Source organism: Bradyrhizobium nivariense, assembly GCF_029846695.2.
Lineage (GTDB): Bacteria > Pseudomonadota > Alphaproteobacteria > Rhizobiales > Xanthobacteraceae > Bradyrhizobium.
On the sequence record NZ_JARWCR020000017.1, the window covers coordinates 1 to 13,761 of the forward strand.

The 13,761-nt window shown below is 59.9% G+C and carries 13 protein-coding genes; 1 reads left to right on the forward strand and 12 read right to left on the reverse strand.

Annotated features, from left to right (window positions below; genetic code table 11):
* Nucleotides 1–116: 116 nt before the first annotated feature.
* From QCM77_RS15990 to QCM77_RS16035, 10 genes are all read right to left on the reverse strand, one after another.
* Nucleotides 117–359 carry a hypothetical protein gene (locus QCM77_RS15990; RefSeq protein WP_279684201.1) on the reverse strand — a complete coding sequence of 81 codons (243 nt, stop codon included), beginning with the start codon at nt 357–359 and terminating at the stop codon, nt 117–119.
* A gap of 227 nt (nt 360–586) precedes the next feature.
* Nucleotides 587–2,380, reverse strand: coding sequence for a UvrD-helicase domain-containing protein (locus QCM77_RS15995; protein WP_279684202.1), 1,794 nt, complete (start codon nt 2,378–2,380; stop codon nt 587–589).
* On the reverse strand, nt 2,380–4,515 hold the full coding sequence (locus QCM77_RS16000) for an ATP-dependent nuclease (RefSeq protein WP_279684203.1): 2,136 nt from the start codon (nt 4,513–4,515) through the stop codon (nt 2,380–2,382). Before QCM77_RS16000 ends, QCM77_RS15995 begins: the two co-directional genes overlap by 1 nt.
* A 136-nt stretch (nt 4,516–4,651) precedes the next feature.
* Nucleotides 4,652–7,858, reverse strand: a complete 3,207-nt coding sequence (locus QCM77_RS16005; RefSeq protein ID WP_279684204.1) for a bifunctional DNA primase/polymerase — start codon at nt 7,856–7,858, stop codon at nt 4,652–4,654.
* Nucleotides 7,858–8,187: a hypothetical protein gene (locus QCM77_RS16010; RefSeq protein WP_148777118.1), complete on the reverse strand. Its 330-nt coding sequence runs from the start codon at nt 8,185–8,187 to the stop codon at nt 7,858–7,860. The genes QCM77_RS16005 and QCM77_RS16010 overlap by 1 nt, the downstream gene beginning before the upstream one ends.
* Before the next feature lie 53 nt (nt 8,188–8,240).
* Nucleotides 8,241–8,504, reverse strand: a complete 264-nt coding sequence (locus QCM77_RS16015) for a helix-turn-helix transcriptional regulator (RefSeq protein ID WP_462804326.1) — start codon at nt 8,502–8,504, stop codon at nt 8,241–8,243.
* A gap of 95 nt (nt 8,505–8,599) precedes the next feature.
* Nucleotides 8,600–8,761 carry a hypothetical protein gene (locus tag QCM77_RS16020; RefSeq protein WP_187437400.1) on the reverse strand — a complete coding sequence of 54 codons (162 nt, stop codon included), beginning with the start codon at nt 8,759–8,761 and terminating at the stop codon, nt 8,600–8,602.
* Between the two features lie 13 nt (nt 8,762–8,774).
* Nucleotides 8,775–8,975: a helix-turn-helix transcriptional regulator gene (locus QCM77_RS16025; protein ID WP_148777119.1), complete on the reverse strand. Its 201-nt coding sequence runs from the start codon at nt 8,973–8,975 to the stop codon at nt 8,775–8,777.
* A gap of 111 nt (nt 8,976–9,086) precedes the next feature.
* Nucleotides 9,087–9,542, reverse strand: coding sequence for a hypothetical protein (locus QCM77_RS16030; RefSeq protein WP_279684205.1), 456 nt, complete (start codon nt 9,540–9,542; stop codon nt 9,087–9,089).
* A 3-nt stretch (nt 9,543–9,545) separates the two neighbouring features.
* Entirely contained in the window at nt 9,546–10,829 is a 1,284-nt protein-coding gene (locus QCM77_RS16035) for a tyrosine-type recombinase/integrase (protein WP_279684206.1), read from the reverse strand.
* A gap of 545 nt (nt 10,830–11,374) precedes the next feature.
* On the opposite strand from QCM77_RS16035, the gene QCM77_RS16040 reads away from it, so the two are divergent.
* Nucleotides 11,375–11,614, forward strand: coding sequence for a GIY-YIG nuclease family protein (locus tag QCM77_RS16040; RefSeq protein WP_279666437.1), 240 nt, complete (start codon nt 11,375–11,377; stop codon nt 11,612–11,614).
* A gap of 36 nt (nt 11,615–11,650) precedes the next feature.
* On the opposite strand, the gene QCM77_RS16045 is transcribed toward QCM77_RS16040, so the two are convergent.
* Together QCM77_RS16045 and QCM77_RS16050 are read right to left on the reverse strand one after the other, a co-directional pair.
* Nucleotides 11,651–12,682 carry an LLM class flavin-dependent oxidoreductase gene (locus QCM77_RS16045; RefSeq protein WP_279684207.1) on the reverse strand — a complete coding sequence of 344 codons (1,032 nt, stop codon included), beginning with the start codon at nt 12,680–12,682 and terminating at the stop codon, nt 11,651–11,653.
* 149 nt (nt 12,683–12,831) lie between these two features.
* On the reverse strand, nt 12,832–13,761 hold the full coding sequence (locus tag QCM77_RS16050; protein WP_462676359.1) for a LysR family transcriptional regulator: 930 nt from the start codon (nt 13,759–13,761) through the stop codon (nt 12,832–12,834).

Here is a 13,761-nt window from a genome sequence, read left to right on the forward strand (position 1 = left end):
CCGGCCGACAAGCCTGACCCGCAGTTTCTGATCATCGTCGCTCATCACAAGGTGTCCACCTATTTTGGTGGACACCTCATGCATCAGGGCACTCAAAAGCAAAAGGTGCGGAGAAATTAGCGCTTACGGCGATTCTTCTTTCTCCAAGCCTTCAGCGTGGCCCTACGCACGCCGCTGCGCTCTTCAAGCGAGTCGTAGGTCACACGCTGGCGGGCCATCTCGGCAAAGACGAGTCTCGCGAACGGCCCGACGCGCTCGGGCATCGAGACGGTGCGCGGATTTCTGCGTCGCTTCCGGGTGGAGGGGAAAATTGGCGCCGCGCGGAAATCGGGCGGATACAGCGGATTATTCGGGGGCATCGGGTCATCCTGAAGGCGATTGAACTGCCTTCAGGGTCGGATAATGGCCTATTCCGCTACAGCCCATTTCGGTAGCCACTGCGCATGCGTCTAGTTTGGAGACAGAAGTGCATTCGAGAACAGAAAGTCACTGTTGAAATCTTATATCTAGCCAGATCGGGCGGTCGCACGTCACCCACGATTAGGGGGGCGCCAGGAGGACCCAAAGTGATCAGCGAGAGTCCAAATTACCAAGGCTGATCGTAAGCGAACGCGCACGCCGATAATACTTCGGTCGTTTCGTAAGGAATGCCACGAGGATCGAGGCGACCGGCCTCAGCAATGAGGTGGAGGTTCTTGCGCGGTCTGGAAGAGACGACGTAGAGCAGCTTCTTCGCGCTTTCGTCCCCGGCCGGATCGGCGAAGTGCGGTACCATCCCCTCAAGAAGAGCAAAGGCGATCACCGTGTCGTATTCGGCTCCCTTCACCCCGTGGATGGTCGAGATCGTAATGCCGCTCCGGCTGGCGAAAGCACGCCGAAACATGGTTATTTCTGAGACTCCCTGAACACCCGACTGCTCTAGCCGTTCGATCTGCGTAGCTGAGCGTGCGAAAAAAATGTGATAGTGGGCTGCGAGAGCCGGAACTTCCTCCAGTTCAAACTCCAGCGCTAGGCATAGCTCGTCGAAGAACAGTCGCAGATATTCCAGTCCATCATCGACCGCGATCTGGACAGTATTGCAACGTCGCAGCAATTCTCGCGGAGTCAAGCTACCGGCAACGACACCTGCGTTACGCAATTCGAAAATGATTTCTTTAGCCCATCGCGTGCGTCGCACGTACAGTTGAGGAGAAGGCTCGGTCAGGGCCAAGCGGGCGACCTTGTACCAAAAGTTGTCTTGATCCCGCGAAAACGGCGCCATGCCCGGGCCGTCAAAGTTATATTCAGGCAAGGCGCCCATTAGCCGCCTCGTTAGTGCTGCCAATTGCATCCAACGTGGGCCAACCACGCAAATCTCGTGAGCGGCGATTCCCTGATCAATGTTGAAGCGGATAAGCCGGACAATCTCGTCGTCAACCCCGTGATTCCCAGTCTGCTGATCAAAGGAAACTACACTGGCGTAATCACGACACTCACCCTCTGCCGAAATCGCAGCCGGTACGACATGGTAGTTTGAGAAATATTCAACCAGTCGCGAAGAAGATCGGTAATTGGTCGAGAGGCTCTTTTCCGCAAGCTGGAGGCCCGACAAGACTTCAAACTCGGCGCGGGTCATGGCATAGCCGCCGAGCGAGCCGTAAATCGCTTGGTTGGGATCGCCGACTAAAAAGGCGTTCGACTGACCGGCAGAGGACCTGAGGATCAATGCTAGGATGGCATATTGGATTTCCTTAGTATCCTGAAATTCGTCAACTAGGATGAACTTGAACAACGACCCCAGCAGTGTGGGTATTGCGGGCTCGCTTGCGACTAAGTCGTGCGCGTAACGGAGGATCATTTCGAAATCCACCAATCGCTCCGCCTCTAGGCCATTCCAAAAAGCTTCGAGCACTCCCGAGATCTGTTGACGGCGTTGTGGGTCCACTGCTTCCATTTGGAGGCCCTGTGGTGTGAAGAAGTAACCGCAGTCAAAAGTGCGAAGACGCGGACGCTGTCCTTGGCACAAAAGTTCCAGCCGACGTTCTGTTTCATGCTGATCGGCGATACGAAATCCGTGCTTTAGCTTGTCGTGATAAAGGCGGTAAGGCCGCAAGATCCAGTCTAAGCAAAAGGAATGTATGGTACCAATCCAGAGACGTTCGGTATCAACGCCCAAGCGCTCGATTCGCTCTTCGATCTCTTCGGCCGCGCGGTGGGTGTATGTAATTGCCACTACCCAGTGCTTGTCCGACTCCAGACGTGAGAGTTCGAGAGCGATTTTATAGGTCAGAGCTCGAGTCTTGCCGCTTCCGGGACAAGCCGTAAGAAATACGCTTCCCGGGTGCTCAATCGCCTCAACTTGCTCCGGATTCAAGTCGCGCTGTTCCCACACGAACACCATCACGCTTGTCCTAGCACCTCAATAATAACATCCCCTGGTAGCGCCTTTGCCAAAACATCAAGTAGCGAAGCGAGCTCAATCTCTCCTCGCTGGTATTGAGCCGCGTGGTCGCGGACGGATTGTGCGAGGGCTGGCGGAAGTAAGGCAGGATCATCATGCGCCCTCAGCCGGTGTGCAATCATATTGCTGAGAACCGCTCGGCTGAGAGGCCGATGGGCGGTAAAGATGGCCTCCAAGAGATATGGTGGGATACGGGTCTTTGTCGTCACTCGCTTGGCTAACTGAATTGCCAACCAGCCCTTACCGATGTTCTCAGCCATCGTTAGTATCCGCTTGCCGAACCTTTCTGGATCGGTCGAGCGCAGATCTTCCGTCGCGGTTCTAATCGTTGGGGCCGACGAATAGACCGCAGCAAGGCTGTCGACCGCCGCCTCCGCATTTCCACTTCTGATAAACTCGACTTCGAAAGTGCACGGCGCAAAATGGGTGGACAGCCAAGAATTGCCAGCCTTGAAAGAATTTAGACGCGCCTGCCGCGCGAGCCCAGCCTCTGCAGAACCCGCCGCCTTGAGCTTTAGCTTCGCAACTGCCGCCGTGTCGTCCTCGTGAGGAGTGATATCGAAGAAGCTTGCGTCCAGATCGGTAACAATTGCACAACGCTTCCGGATGCGGTCGTCGTGGAATAGCAGAGCAACGTTTTCAAACCCAGTGCTACGAATGTTTATCAGACTTATGCCGAGTTCATCGAGACTGATCCCCAATACCTCCTTCACCATCGTTGGAACGAGGATCTCCTCCGCATCGCCCTCGACGAGGATGACGCTCTTGGCGAACAGCAGATTGCTGCGCACTGCGTCCAAATAGCGTTCCAAGCTTAGGATCTGGCCGGGGTCTAGACCCGAGGCGGGCTGAAAGATTTCGCAGCGACTGCCGGAGCGGCTAAGTACGTTTACATTCTCAACATTGCTCACTTCAGATATGTGCGTGGAGTGAGTTGAGTAGATAACTTGAGTGTCCGCATAGGCCAAGCGATCGAACAAGGTCTTCTGAATATGTGTATGGATATGCGCCTCAGGCTCTTCAATCAGCAAGAAGTTAGCGCAGGCCTGTTTTGCTTTTTGGTATTTAAATTCGAGCAGCTTTAAAGTGAGATAGATTAGGTTGGCTCCGCCGAGGCTCAGTTCATGGATCGCGCCTTCGTAATCGTCGTCAGTTTCCCCGACGAAGAGCCGCAGTGATTGGAATAGTCGCTCGGCTTCAGCCGGTACCGCCGATCGTACAGCGAGGTTGGCCGGCGAATACGTTTCTCCCGCAGTGTCTCGAATGGTTTGGCGGATGTCGGAGCGGATTTCGCCGACGTCGGGCAAGTCCTCGATTGCTTGGTTTAGGTCTTTGACCTTGTCGGTGATCGGCTTGAGCTTTGCTGGATCGATTTCACCGCTCTTGCTACGTAGCAAGGTTAGGAGCGGATTAGTGCGCTGCCCCTGAAATTCGCTAACCACATCGCGAAGCGCTTGAACGAATGTAAAGCAAATTTCTTTCGAGACCGAGAGCACACGAGGAATTGGGCCGCCGAGCTGCGGAGGATTGAGCTCTTTTGGAAATGAGACCGCCTCGAAATCGCCGACCAATGTCTTGTAGGCATCGGGGTCAGTAAAGTTTGCGGTGCTCTTGCCCGTAAACACCGTTTCGTAGTCGGCGATGGTAATCCCGTTCAATATTTGCTGAAGCGCAGCTTGATCACCCTCAGCCAGTTCGCCGAGACGCTGGCGAACAGCGGCGCTCGGTCGGAAGATAAGGTTGTAAGTGGCACGCCCAACCACGCTCTGCTCGACTACGCCCGTGCCGTGAAGGAAAAGGGCTTGAATGGCTTCGTCTTGCGAAACCTCGTCGAACTCCAAGCTAATGATGATCCAGTGGCCGCGCCAACTTTTCAGGCCTCGATAGAAATCTGTCTCTTGCAGGCGGTAGGCCCATCGCAGTTGATCGGCGTCAAGCAGAAGTCGAATGCCCCGAAACAGATTGGTCTTGCCCGATCCGTTTTCACCAATGATCGTGTTAACGCCAGACTTAAACTTGGCATCTGCGCGTTCGAAATTCCGGTAGTTGACGAGCTGAACGCGCGAAATGTGCATTCGTCTGTTCCTGGACCATGCTGGAGGGATTAATTGCAGAACATCTTGGTGGCTTGCGGCCACGCCGCATTAACCCACGATTGTAAATCATGACGGGCTGCTGCGATAGGGCGTGCGGCGGAGGTAGGCGGGCCGGCTATTTGAAAAGGCCGCTCGCCGATGCGAAGTGATCCGCCCGCAAGGAGATCTTGGCGAAGCTGGCGCGCGACTGCACCCGCGTAACCTCAAGGCTCGCCAGCGGCCCCAGCCGCTCTTCCAGCCACACCCGGAGGGCGGGAACGCCTCCGGGCAGGACGCCGGGGAGATAGTAGCCGCTACTTGCCGGACCGCGCGCTCCCCCTTTGCGGTAGGTGAACACCCGAATCGGAGAAACTGCCCCGGGATCCCTAATATGATTCCTATTTAGGGATTCCGGGGCAGTTTTCGCGCGCTCAGCGTCGTGCTTCGACAAGTCAAACGCGGTCATAGAGTCGCGGCTACTCGACAACACGACACCCTCGGCCATCATGTCAGCCTCGGCACCGGGGCAGACCGCGCCCCACTCAACGACCTCGTCCACCGTAACCGGCAGGACGACTTCCCCGACTAAGTCGAGAAAGCACGGCGCCGTTCGGCGGTGCGGCCTCAATCGACCGATGGCCTGCTCAAGCTCGTCTTCCGTGATGCCACGGCGGACGGCCTCGGCGAAATGGTCGGGATGGCACTCAACGTTGGCGGAGATGGCCGGACCGTCGGTCATCCGAATGCCGCCAATCCTCTTCCGGTAATATTCGCCGATAGGCTTGACCGGGTATCCGGCGAAAACGCTCGCGCGAGCCTCCACCTTGTCCGGGGACAGCCACCACCGGCCGATAACAACCAGGCCGGCCACCGTCCCAAATTCGTTTGAGCCCGAAGTTGCACCGAAGTGCATCCACGACACATTATCCGGCACCTGACGGGCGAACCGCTCCTCAAGGCCAAGGTAGGAAATGACGCCGAGACGCGCCGGTGCGATAAGCGCTGCCCGCTGCCGGATATAGCGGAGGACACCTTGCTCGTTTTGGGGGTGAGGCTTGGCATTCTGGCCGATTCCCAGGGAGCCCATAGACATGGTCTTCCCAGTGACCTGCCGCACGAGGACATGATCCGGCCATTGAATGGGGATGTCGGCCTTCACGCTGGCGGCGACCGGAAGGCCGGCAACTTCGTCCCCGAACACGGCCGCGTGCAGAATCTCGGGCGTCGTGAGCGTCGCGTCCAGCGCGAGCACCGGCGCCAACCATGACGGATCGAACGGGCGCAGCGGCGTCAGCGTGAACGCGCTGCCCGTAACGGTGATCCGTCCCGACTGCCGATGGTCGAACGCAAGGAATAACGCGATTTCGCTCCAGAGCGCGCCAACATCCCGCGCCAAGCGGTTACGAGCGCCGTGATTGTGGAGCGCGAGATTGAGTCCAGACTCCTTCATGCCCGGTTGTAGAACTTCTGGCCGAACGCGCCGCTGCTCTAAGGTCGCAGCTCGCAGGGCGGTATGCGAGAAAATGCGGTGATCTCCATCTTCGAGCACCGCGCGGGACAACGGCCCGTTGCCGTTCGCCTTTACTACGGCCAGCAGCTTCGCGCGCGTGCCGATCAGAAAATCGTGTTCTTCATCGCTGCAAAGTTCGATCTTCGCGCGCCAAAGCTCGGTGACGTCGATCGTCGTTGTATCGCCAACGGCATTGTCATGGAACTTCTCGTCGATCACAAGGCCATCTAGCTCGGGCAGGAAGTCCGGCTTTTCGTAGAGCAGTGATGCGGACGTAATGATCCAAACCTCAGGCTTCGCCTCGCGTTGCCGCTCATGGCCGCAAACAGTAGCGAACTCACATTGCACAAGCATCTCATCAATCCGGCGCATACAGACTGCGGACCTGACGCTGACACCCAGAGCAATGGCCGCAGCCACGGCCGGCAGGTTTTGGCACATGGTCTGTCCCGGCGCGTCAGGGTCGGCCTGTTCGCGGCCCCGATAGACCTGCGCCTTGATGCCGAGGCTCTTCAGGTCGAGTGCTATATCCTTTCCGAGGTCGATACGCGGGACCACATAGGCCAGGCGCCAGCCGCGCTTGGTCCACGCGGCAACATTCCGGGCGGCTTGAAATGACTTGCCACCGCCAGCATCGATCTTCACACCCCACACGGGCGGCTTTTGGTGAATCAGCGGCGACTTGAGGCGTGCTTGGTTGCGATAGATGCGCCACGCCTTCATCTGCGCTTCGAAGTCGTCCAACGCACCGCGCAACGCCGAGGTGGCGTCGGCAAGCGGAAAAGCGCGGTCGGGATAGGTCGGTGACAGCGAGCCGGACTTGGTTGAGCGCAGAAGGATCAGGCGCTCTTCCGGCAGTCCAAGTTTTTGGCGCAGCCATGCCGCCGCAGCCGGATAGGGAATGCGCTGCGCCTTGGCGACGACCTTGATGGGCGTGAAGGTCTCCATGGTGCCGAAGTCCTGAATGCCGGTCGGGTGGAACGACAGGTTCGGTTGGCGGCGAGCCTCAGAGCGGCCCGAGCCTGAGCCACGCCATGGCGCGACTGCGCGATAGCCAACGCCATTCGGGCGGGTCTTTGGCAAACCCAGCGCAGGAACCCACGCATGCAGGTTCGCGAGCGCCACCGTATTCACGTCGTCGTGCCAAAGCAGGTCCTGGGCCGTCTCGCCTCGCGCGGGCCGTTCAACGGTTGCGCCACGCGGCTGCCGCTCGGGTGCGTCCCATCCGTATGCGCTAAGCACGTCCTCCATCGCCGCGACATGCGCGCTGGTGATCTCGGGAAGGTCACTGAGCGGCGTATCGAGCAACGTCCGCTCGGTGGTCCACTCATAGGGCCGACCGATGTCGGGATGCACAGTCGGGGGAAGCACCGTCTGCTTTCCGCCGCTCAGGAAGTCGAGCAAGCCGCGCTTCTCGGTGGTGCGGTAGTTCTTCGACGGCAGCGGCTCGGCGGCACGATAGAACGCGGTCACGCCCTTCCGGCCGCGTTTCGCGACCGTGTGGGGCGGCAACACCGCGAAGATGGGGTCAATCAGGGAGTCGTCGTCAACGTCCACCGCAACGAATCCACCGAAGCCGCAAGCGAGGCCGACCCCGGCATCCGGCCACCTTGACCAATGCTCGATAATCTTGAGATGGGCCTGCCGATCGCCGAACACCTGCCAGTTTTTGAGGCGATACCACTCCGGCTCACCGTCGCGGCCGACTTCGAGTCTGCCGGGCTCTTTGCCTTTCGGATGCCAGTCGTGTTCGCCCCACGGCGCGATCGGCAACGGCGAATAGCCGCGCTCGACCAGCGCCGGGGCAGTTAGAGCAAAGGGGGAGGCCATCATCACGCCCCCGACAGAGCAGGCGGCCGGAAGTTCACATCGGTAATCACAGCACGAATGGCGGCCTTGAACCGCTCGCGCGGGCTGCCGCCGCCACCGCTCCAAATCTTCGAGCAGAGATCGGCGCTGTTGCAGCAAATCGTGTCGCCGGTGCGAAGCGTGATCTCTACGTGGAAGTACCAAGGCTTCCGGCCGGGGTCGTTCGTCCACGCACGAACTCGGTAGATTGCGTTAGGAAATGCGGCGAAGTAAGCTGCGTTGATGTTTTTGACGGGCTTCCCGCAAAAACCTTGCGCACACTTCGAGTCGGAATTATAGAAATTGGGCCTCATAAGACTTTCCTTTTGCATCACCCGCCGCGCCAACGGCGGGTTTTGCTTTTAGGCTATACGACAGCAACACGCCGCGCTTCGAGCCATAGGTCCACGTCCGATCGGCGGTAACGCACGGCCCCGCCAGGAAGGCGGAACCAAGCCGGGCCGGTGCCTTCACGGCGATACCGCTGCAACGTCGGCCGCGACACGCCAAGTTCCGCCATGAGGTCATCTTGAGGTAGGAGCGCTGAGTTCGACATCTTTGGTCTCCAATCGTTCACGAAAACAAACGAACACGCCATCACATAGCTGAACAGGCCATTATGATCTCCCATGCCGAAACTCCTCTTGCGCAAGGCAAAAGACACCGACGCGAAGCTAGGCGCCGCGTCGGTGGCAACGTTTCGTTGATACTTATTGCTGGGATTTATCAGGCGAGCCCTGCGTCGATCAGATCGGCGCGGTCGAGAAGCGCCCGCTTGCACAAGGCCTGATCGGTCGAGCCAAGCGTGGCCTCTTCATTGTGTCCGAGGCAGTCTGCGAGCAGGCGCAGGTATTCGGGCGAACCGATTTTGGGGTTGTTGTCGTCCATGGTCAGCCCTCCCTTACGCCGCGCATCCGTTGGAATTGGCCGCCGAACGGGTAGCGAGCCATGCGTCAATCTCCGCCGCATCGAAGAAACGAGAACGGCCGATGTAGATCGGCGTGGGAAAATTGTTCGTCCGCAGCTTAACCAGTCGCTCGAAAGTGGACTGCGGCATGTCGAGCTTGCCGCGCACGGTTTCGGACTTGATCAGTTGTTTCATTCTATACCTCCTGAGATTTGATGGTGGCTCAAGAGGTACAAACGGCGGCGTAGAAAATCGCGGTAGAAATTGACTGACGCTCGTTACCCCAAAACAATGGATGCTTTGTCTCTACACGTCACGCTTCAAGCGTTTCCAGATCTTCTTGATAGATTCAATCCCGACCCCAACACCCTTATCGGCCGCGACGGCGGCTTGAGCGGCCCCAACCTTCATGCCCCCCTCAACGCGCTCGTAAACGGCTAGGAAAATCTTATAGTCCCGCCATTCGCCTTGCAGCGATCCGACGGGATTGTCTCCGCCGGAGCTGCGCCACGCTTGGCTCAACTCTTCCGCCCGAAAACGGATTGGCGGTGCGCCCAACTGGGTCTGCATCGCTTGTTCCGCAACCTTTCCGATGCAACTAGCAAACCTATCAACCTCAGCTTGGATCACATCCGGCACGGGTAGTCGGTGCCGTCGCGCCAAACTATATGCGGCCCAAGCCGCCGCAGGATTCTTGTTGACGGTGAACACTCCCGTCAGTGTGGTTAGGTCAAGTTCGGCCTTTGTGGGCAGCTTCGCCATTGATCACGCGCCCACCTTGAACTTCACGATATTCGATTCGCGTGCCGCCGAGAGATTGGCGAGGAAATCCGCCCATAGGTTGAGCGCGTGGCGCTTCTCTTGAGCGAACGAATGCCGTTGATAAACAGCCATCACGCCGCGCATCTGATGGTTCAGCACCCGTTCAATCGTCACGACGTCTACGCCCAGTCGCGGCATGGTGGTGGCCGCAGTGCGGCGAAGATCGTGGAGTCGCCATGGCTCGATTGTAACCGCGTCAGGATCAACGCCGCGCGCCACTGCATCCTCGCGCGCGATCTCAAGCATCACTTCGTCAACGCGTGTTTTCGCATGGGCGGCAGAGAATGACGCGAACACACGCGGCGAGTCCTTGACTCGGTCCATGGTGCTCAGAATCTCAACGGCGATTGGGGCGAGGGGAACGGCGTGTGCTCGACCGTTCTTCGCGCGAACGCCTGGGAGCGTCCATGTCGGCGCTTCGCCGATCAGGTCGAGTTCGGACCATTCCATGTCGCCGACTTCGTTCAACCGCTGCGCCGACAGCAAGAGCAGATGGACCAATTGACGCCGGGGCCATTCGAGCCGGTCGATTGCCCGCAGCACGAGCCGCAATTCATCATCAGTGAGGACTCGATCCCGGGGGACTTCCTTGACGACCGCAGTTCCGTCGAACGGGTTCTTTTCGACCAGTTCCTTGGTAATGCACCATTGGAAGAAATGCCGCCCATAGGCTCGCAGCCGCTTCGACTGGATCGGCGCACGCGCCTTGACCGTGTCGAGTACCCGGATTGCGTCGCTGCGCCGGATGTCATCCACCCGCCTCTTGGCCCAGCCTTTCAGTTCCCTGCCGAGAACTCGCCGTACCTCCTGGCCGGACTTCAATCCATCGGCGTGGTCGGCGTAGTAGCGAGCCAGCACGTTTGCGACCGTATCCTCGCGGCGTCGGGCTTCCTGCTCCTCGGCCGCAATCCGGGCAGCTTCTGCCCGGCGAGTAGCGCGCTTCTGGTCGGCGGGGTCCGCACCCATCGCACGTTGCCGTCGTGCGTCGCCGGCCGCATCACGGGCCTGCGCCAGCGTAAGCGCTCCGGGTCCGCTGGCCGGACCGAGTACGACAGTCACGTCTTGCGCGTCTTCCTTCTCGCCACGTCGGAACCTGTAGACGAACGTCCGCGCCCCAGACGGATACACCAACACGCGCAGGCCGGGATGCCCCACGTCCGGCAGGGCGTAGCGCTTCGCTCGCGGCTTTGCGTGTTCGATCGCCAACGCAGTCAGCGGTTTTTTCACTAGCGCCCCCTTTCTGAGCCCCACTCCAAGCCCCAACAAATACCTAGCTGTAGCGGTATTTCCTGGGATGTCGTCAGCTACCAATAGAGGGTGATGTTATTGAATAGAATGAGATTTTTTGACGCATGTGGGGCTTGGCGGTAGTTGCCGAAACTACAAGATGCCTGACTGTAAATCAGCCGCCTTATGGCTTCGCAGGTTCGAGTCCTGCCTCCCCCACCAGCCTTCGCTCGCTTCGCGAGCTACGGCTCGGCAAGCCAGCACCAGTGTCTGTGGCGCGAAACGAGCGAAGGCTGTCGCGCCGTAGCCCGAAGGGCGTAGGCGGACTGTCGAATTGATACGGATGCCGCTATCAGCCTCCCACGAGCCTGAAGCTTCATGCCGAGCTACGGCTCGGCAAGCCAGCACGAATGTCTGTGGCGCGAAACGAGCGAAGGCTGTCGCGCCGTAGCCCGAAGGGCGTAGGCGGACTGTCGAATTGATAGGGATGCCGCTATCATCCTCCACACGAGTCTGAAGCTTCATGCGACCGCGGCTGCGTGCACATGTTCTACGTGTACATTCTCAGGAGCAAAAGCGACCCCGATCGTTATTACGTCGGCCTGACGTCTGATCTTCGTGCTCGCCTCAAAAAGCACAATGCCGGTGACGTTCCTCACACGTCAAAGTTCACTCCGTGGGAGCTCAAGACCTATGTTGCGTTCTCGGATGAGCGGCAGGCCGTTGCCTTTGAGAAATATTTGAAGTCAGCCTCCGGCCGGGCATTCGCTAAGAAACGCCTCTAAAAGCGCGCTCCGGACTGACACACGCCGCCCAACGCCTCACCCCATCATCTCCCGCACCATCGGCACCACCTTCCGCCCATAAAGCTCGATGCTCTTCATCAGCTTCTCATGCGGCAGGGGTCCCGCCGAATACTTCAACTGAAAGCGCGAAATGCCAAGCGCCTTTGCCGTCTTGGCGATCTTGCGGGCGACCGTCTCCGGCGCGCCGACATAGAGCGAACCCTGCTCGGCCTCGCTCACGAACTCGTCGCGGCCCATCGGCGGCCAGCCGCGTTCCTTGCCGATGCGGTCGCGCATCGCCTTGTAGTCGGGCCAGAGTTCTTCGCGCGCCTGCTCATCGGTCTCGGCGACATAGCCAGGCGAGTGCACGCCGATCGGCTGTGCCGGGCGACCGAATTCCTTGAATGCGCGGTGATAGAGATCGACGAAGGGTGCGAAGCGCGCGGGATCGCCGCCGATGATCGCGAGCATCAAGGGCAGGTCGTAATGCGCGGCGCGCACCACCGATTGCGGACTGCCGCCAACGCCGATCCAGGTCTTCAACGTGCCGTTCTCGACCGGGGGATAGACCAGCTGATCCTTCAGCGGCGGACGCAGCTTGCCGTCCCAGGTCACCGGCTTCTGCGACAGCAGGGCCGCGAACAGATCGAGCTTCTCCTCGAACAGCGCCTCGTAAGCCCGCAGGTCGAAGCCGAACAGCGGAAAGGATTCGGTGAACGAGCCGCGGCCGAGGATCACCTCGGCGCGCCCGTTCGAGAGCGCGTCGAGCGTGGCAAAGCGCTGGAAGACGCGGATCGGATCGTCCGAGCTCAGCACCGTCACGGCCGAGCCGAGATGAATCCGCTTGGTCCGCGACGCGATGGCGGCCAGCACGGTCTCCGGCGAGGAGATCGCGAAGTCGGCGCGGTGATGTTCGCCGAGGCCGATGAAGTCGAGGCCGAGGTCGTCGGCCAGCACCGCCTCGTCGACGACGTTGCGGATCACTTGCGCGTGCGGAAGCATCGCGCCGGAGGCGTCCCTGGTGACGTCGCCAAAGGTGTCCAGTCCGAATTCGAGCGGTGCGGTCATTGATAGGATCTCTGCGGGCGCGGCTTGCGCGCCTGTCACTGTGGGAGGGGATCGCTTTGCGTGGGAGCTAAGCAGTGGAGACCGCTGCAACAATGCTGCTTCGAGAAACCCATCGTTTCCGCTTTTTCATGGTGTCGGGTCCCGCGCCTTCAATCGGACTTGGCGAACGTCTCGACCAGGGTCTCGCGCAGCCAGCGTTGCGCCGGTACGGTGTCGTTGCGCTGATGCCAGAACAGGCTGACGATGCGCGGCGGCGCCTTGAGCGGAAGCGGCATGGCGTGCAGGAACGGCGCGTGGCGGGATTGCGAGCGCAAATCGCTTGGCAGCACGGCGATCAGGTCGGACTGGCGCACGATTTCGTAGGCGGCGCTGTAGTGATTGACGGTCGCGACCAGGTTGCGCGACAGCCCGCGCGAGGCGAGGAAGAGGTCGTAGGACGGCAGGGTCTTGCCGGCGAGGCTGACATCGACATGCCCCGCGTTGAGGAAGCTGCGCGTGCTCAGCCGCTTCATCGCCGCGAGCGGATGGCCGCGCCGCATGAAGCAGGCGTAGTCGACCGTCCACAGCGAGCGCGAGCGAATGGCGGCCGGCTGCTGCGCCTCGTTGACATAGACGCTCAACACGCAATCGACCCTGTTGTCCTCGAGCTGGTCGGCGATCTCGAGGACGGTGTTGGGGATGGTATGGACGCGTGCCTTCGGCGCGATCTCGCCAAGGTGGTTCATGAGCTTCGGCATCACCAGCGAGGCGACGTAATCCGACATCGACAGGCTGAACTCGGTCTGGGCACGGCGCGGATCGAACACCTGCTCGTCGAGCGCGCCGCGGACGGTTTCGAGCGCCTCACCGATCGGCTCCCACAGCACCACGGCGCGCTGGGTCGGACGAATGCCGGTGCCGGACCTGACGAACAGGGGATCGTCGAGCGCGTCCCGCAGGCGTGCGAGCGCGTTGCTGACAGCCGGTTGCGTCATCAGAAGCGCGTTGGCGGCGCGCGTGACGCTGCCCTCGGTCATCAGGGCCTCGAAGACTTTCAGCAGGTTGAGGTCGAGCGAACGGAACGACAGAACATTCACCAC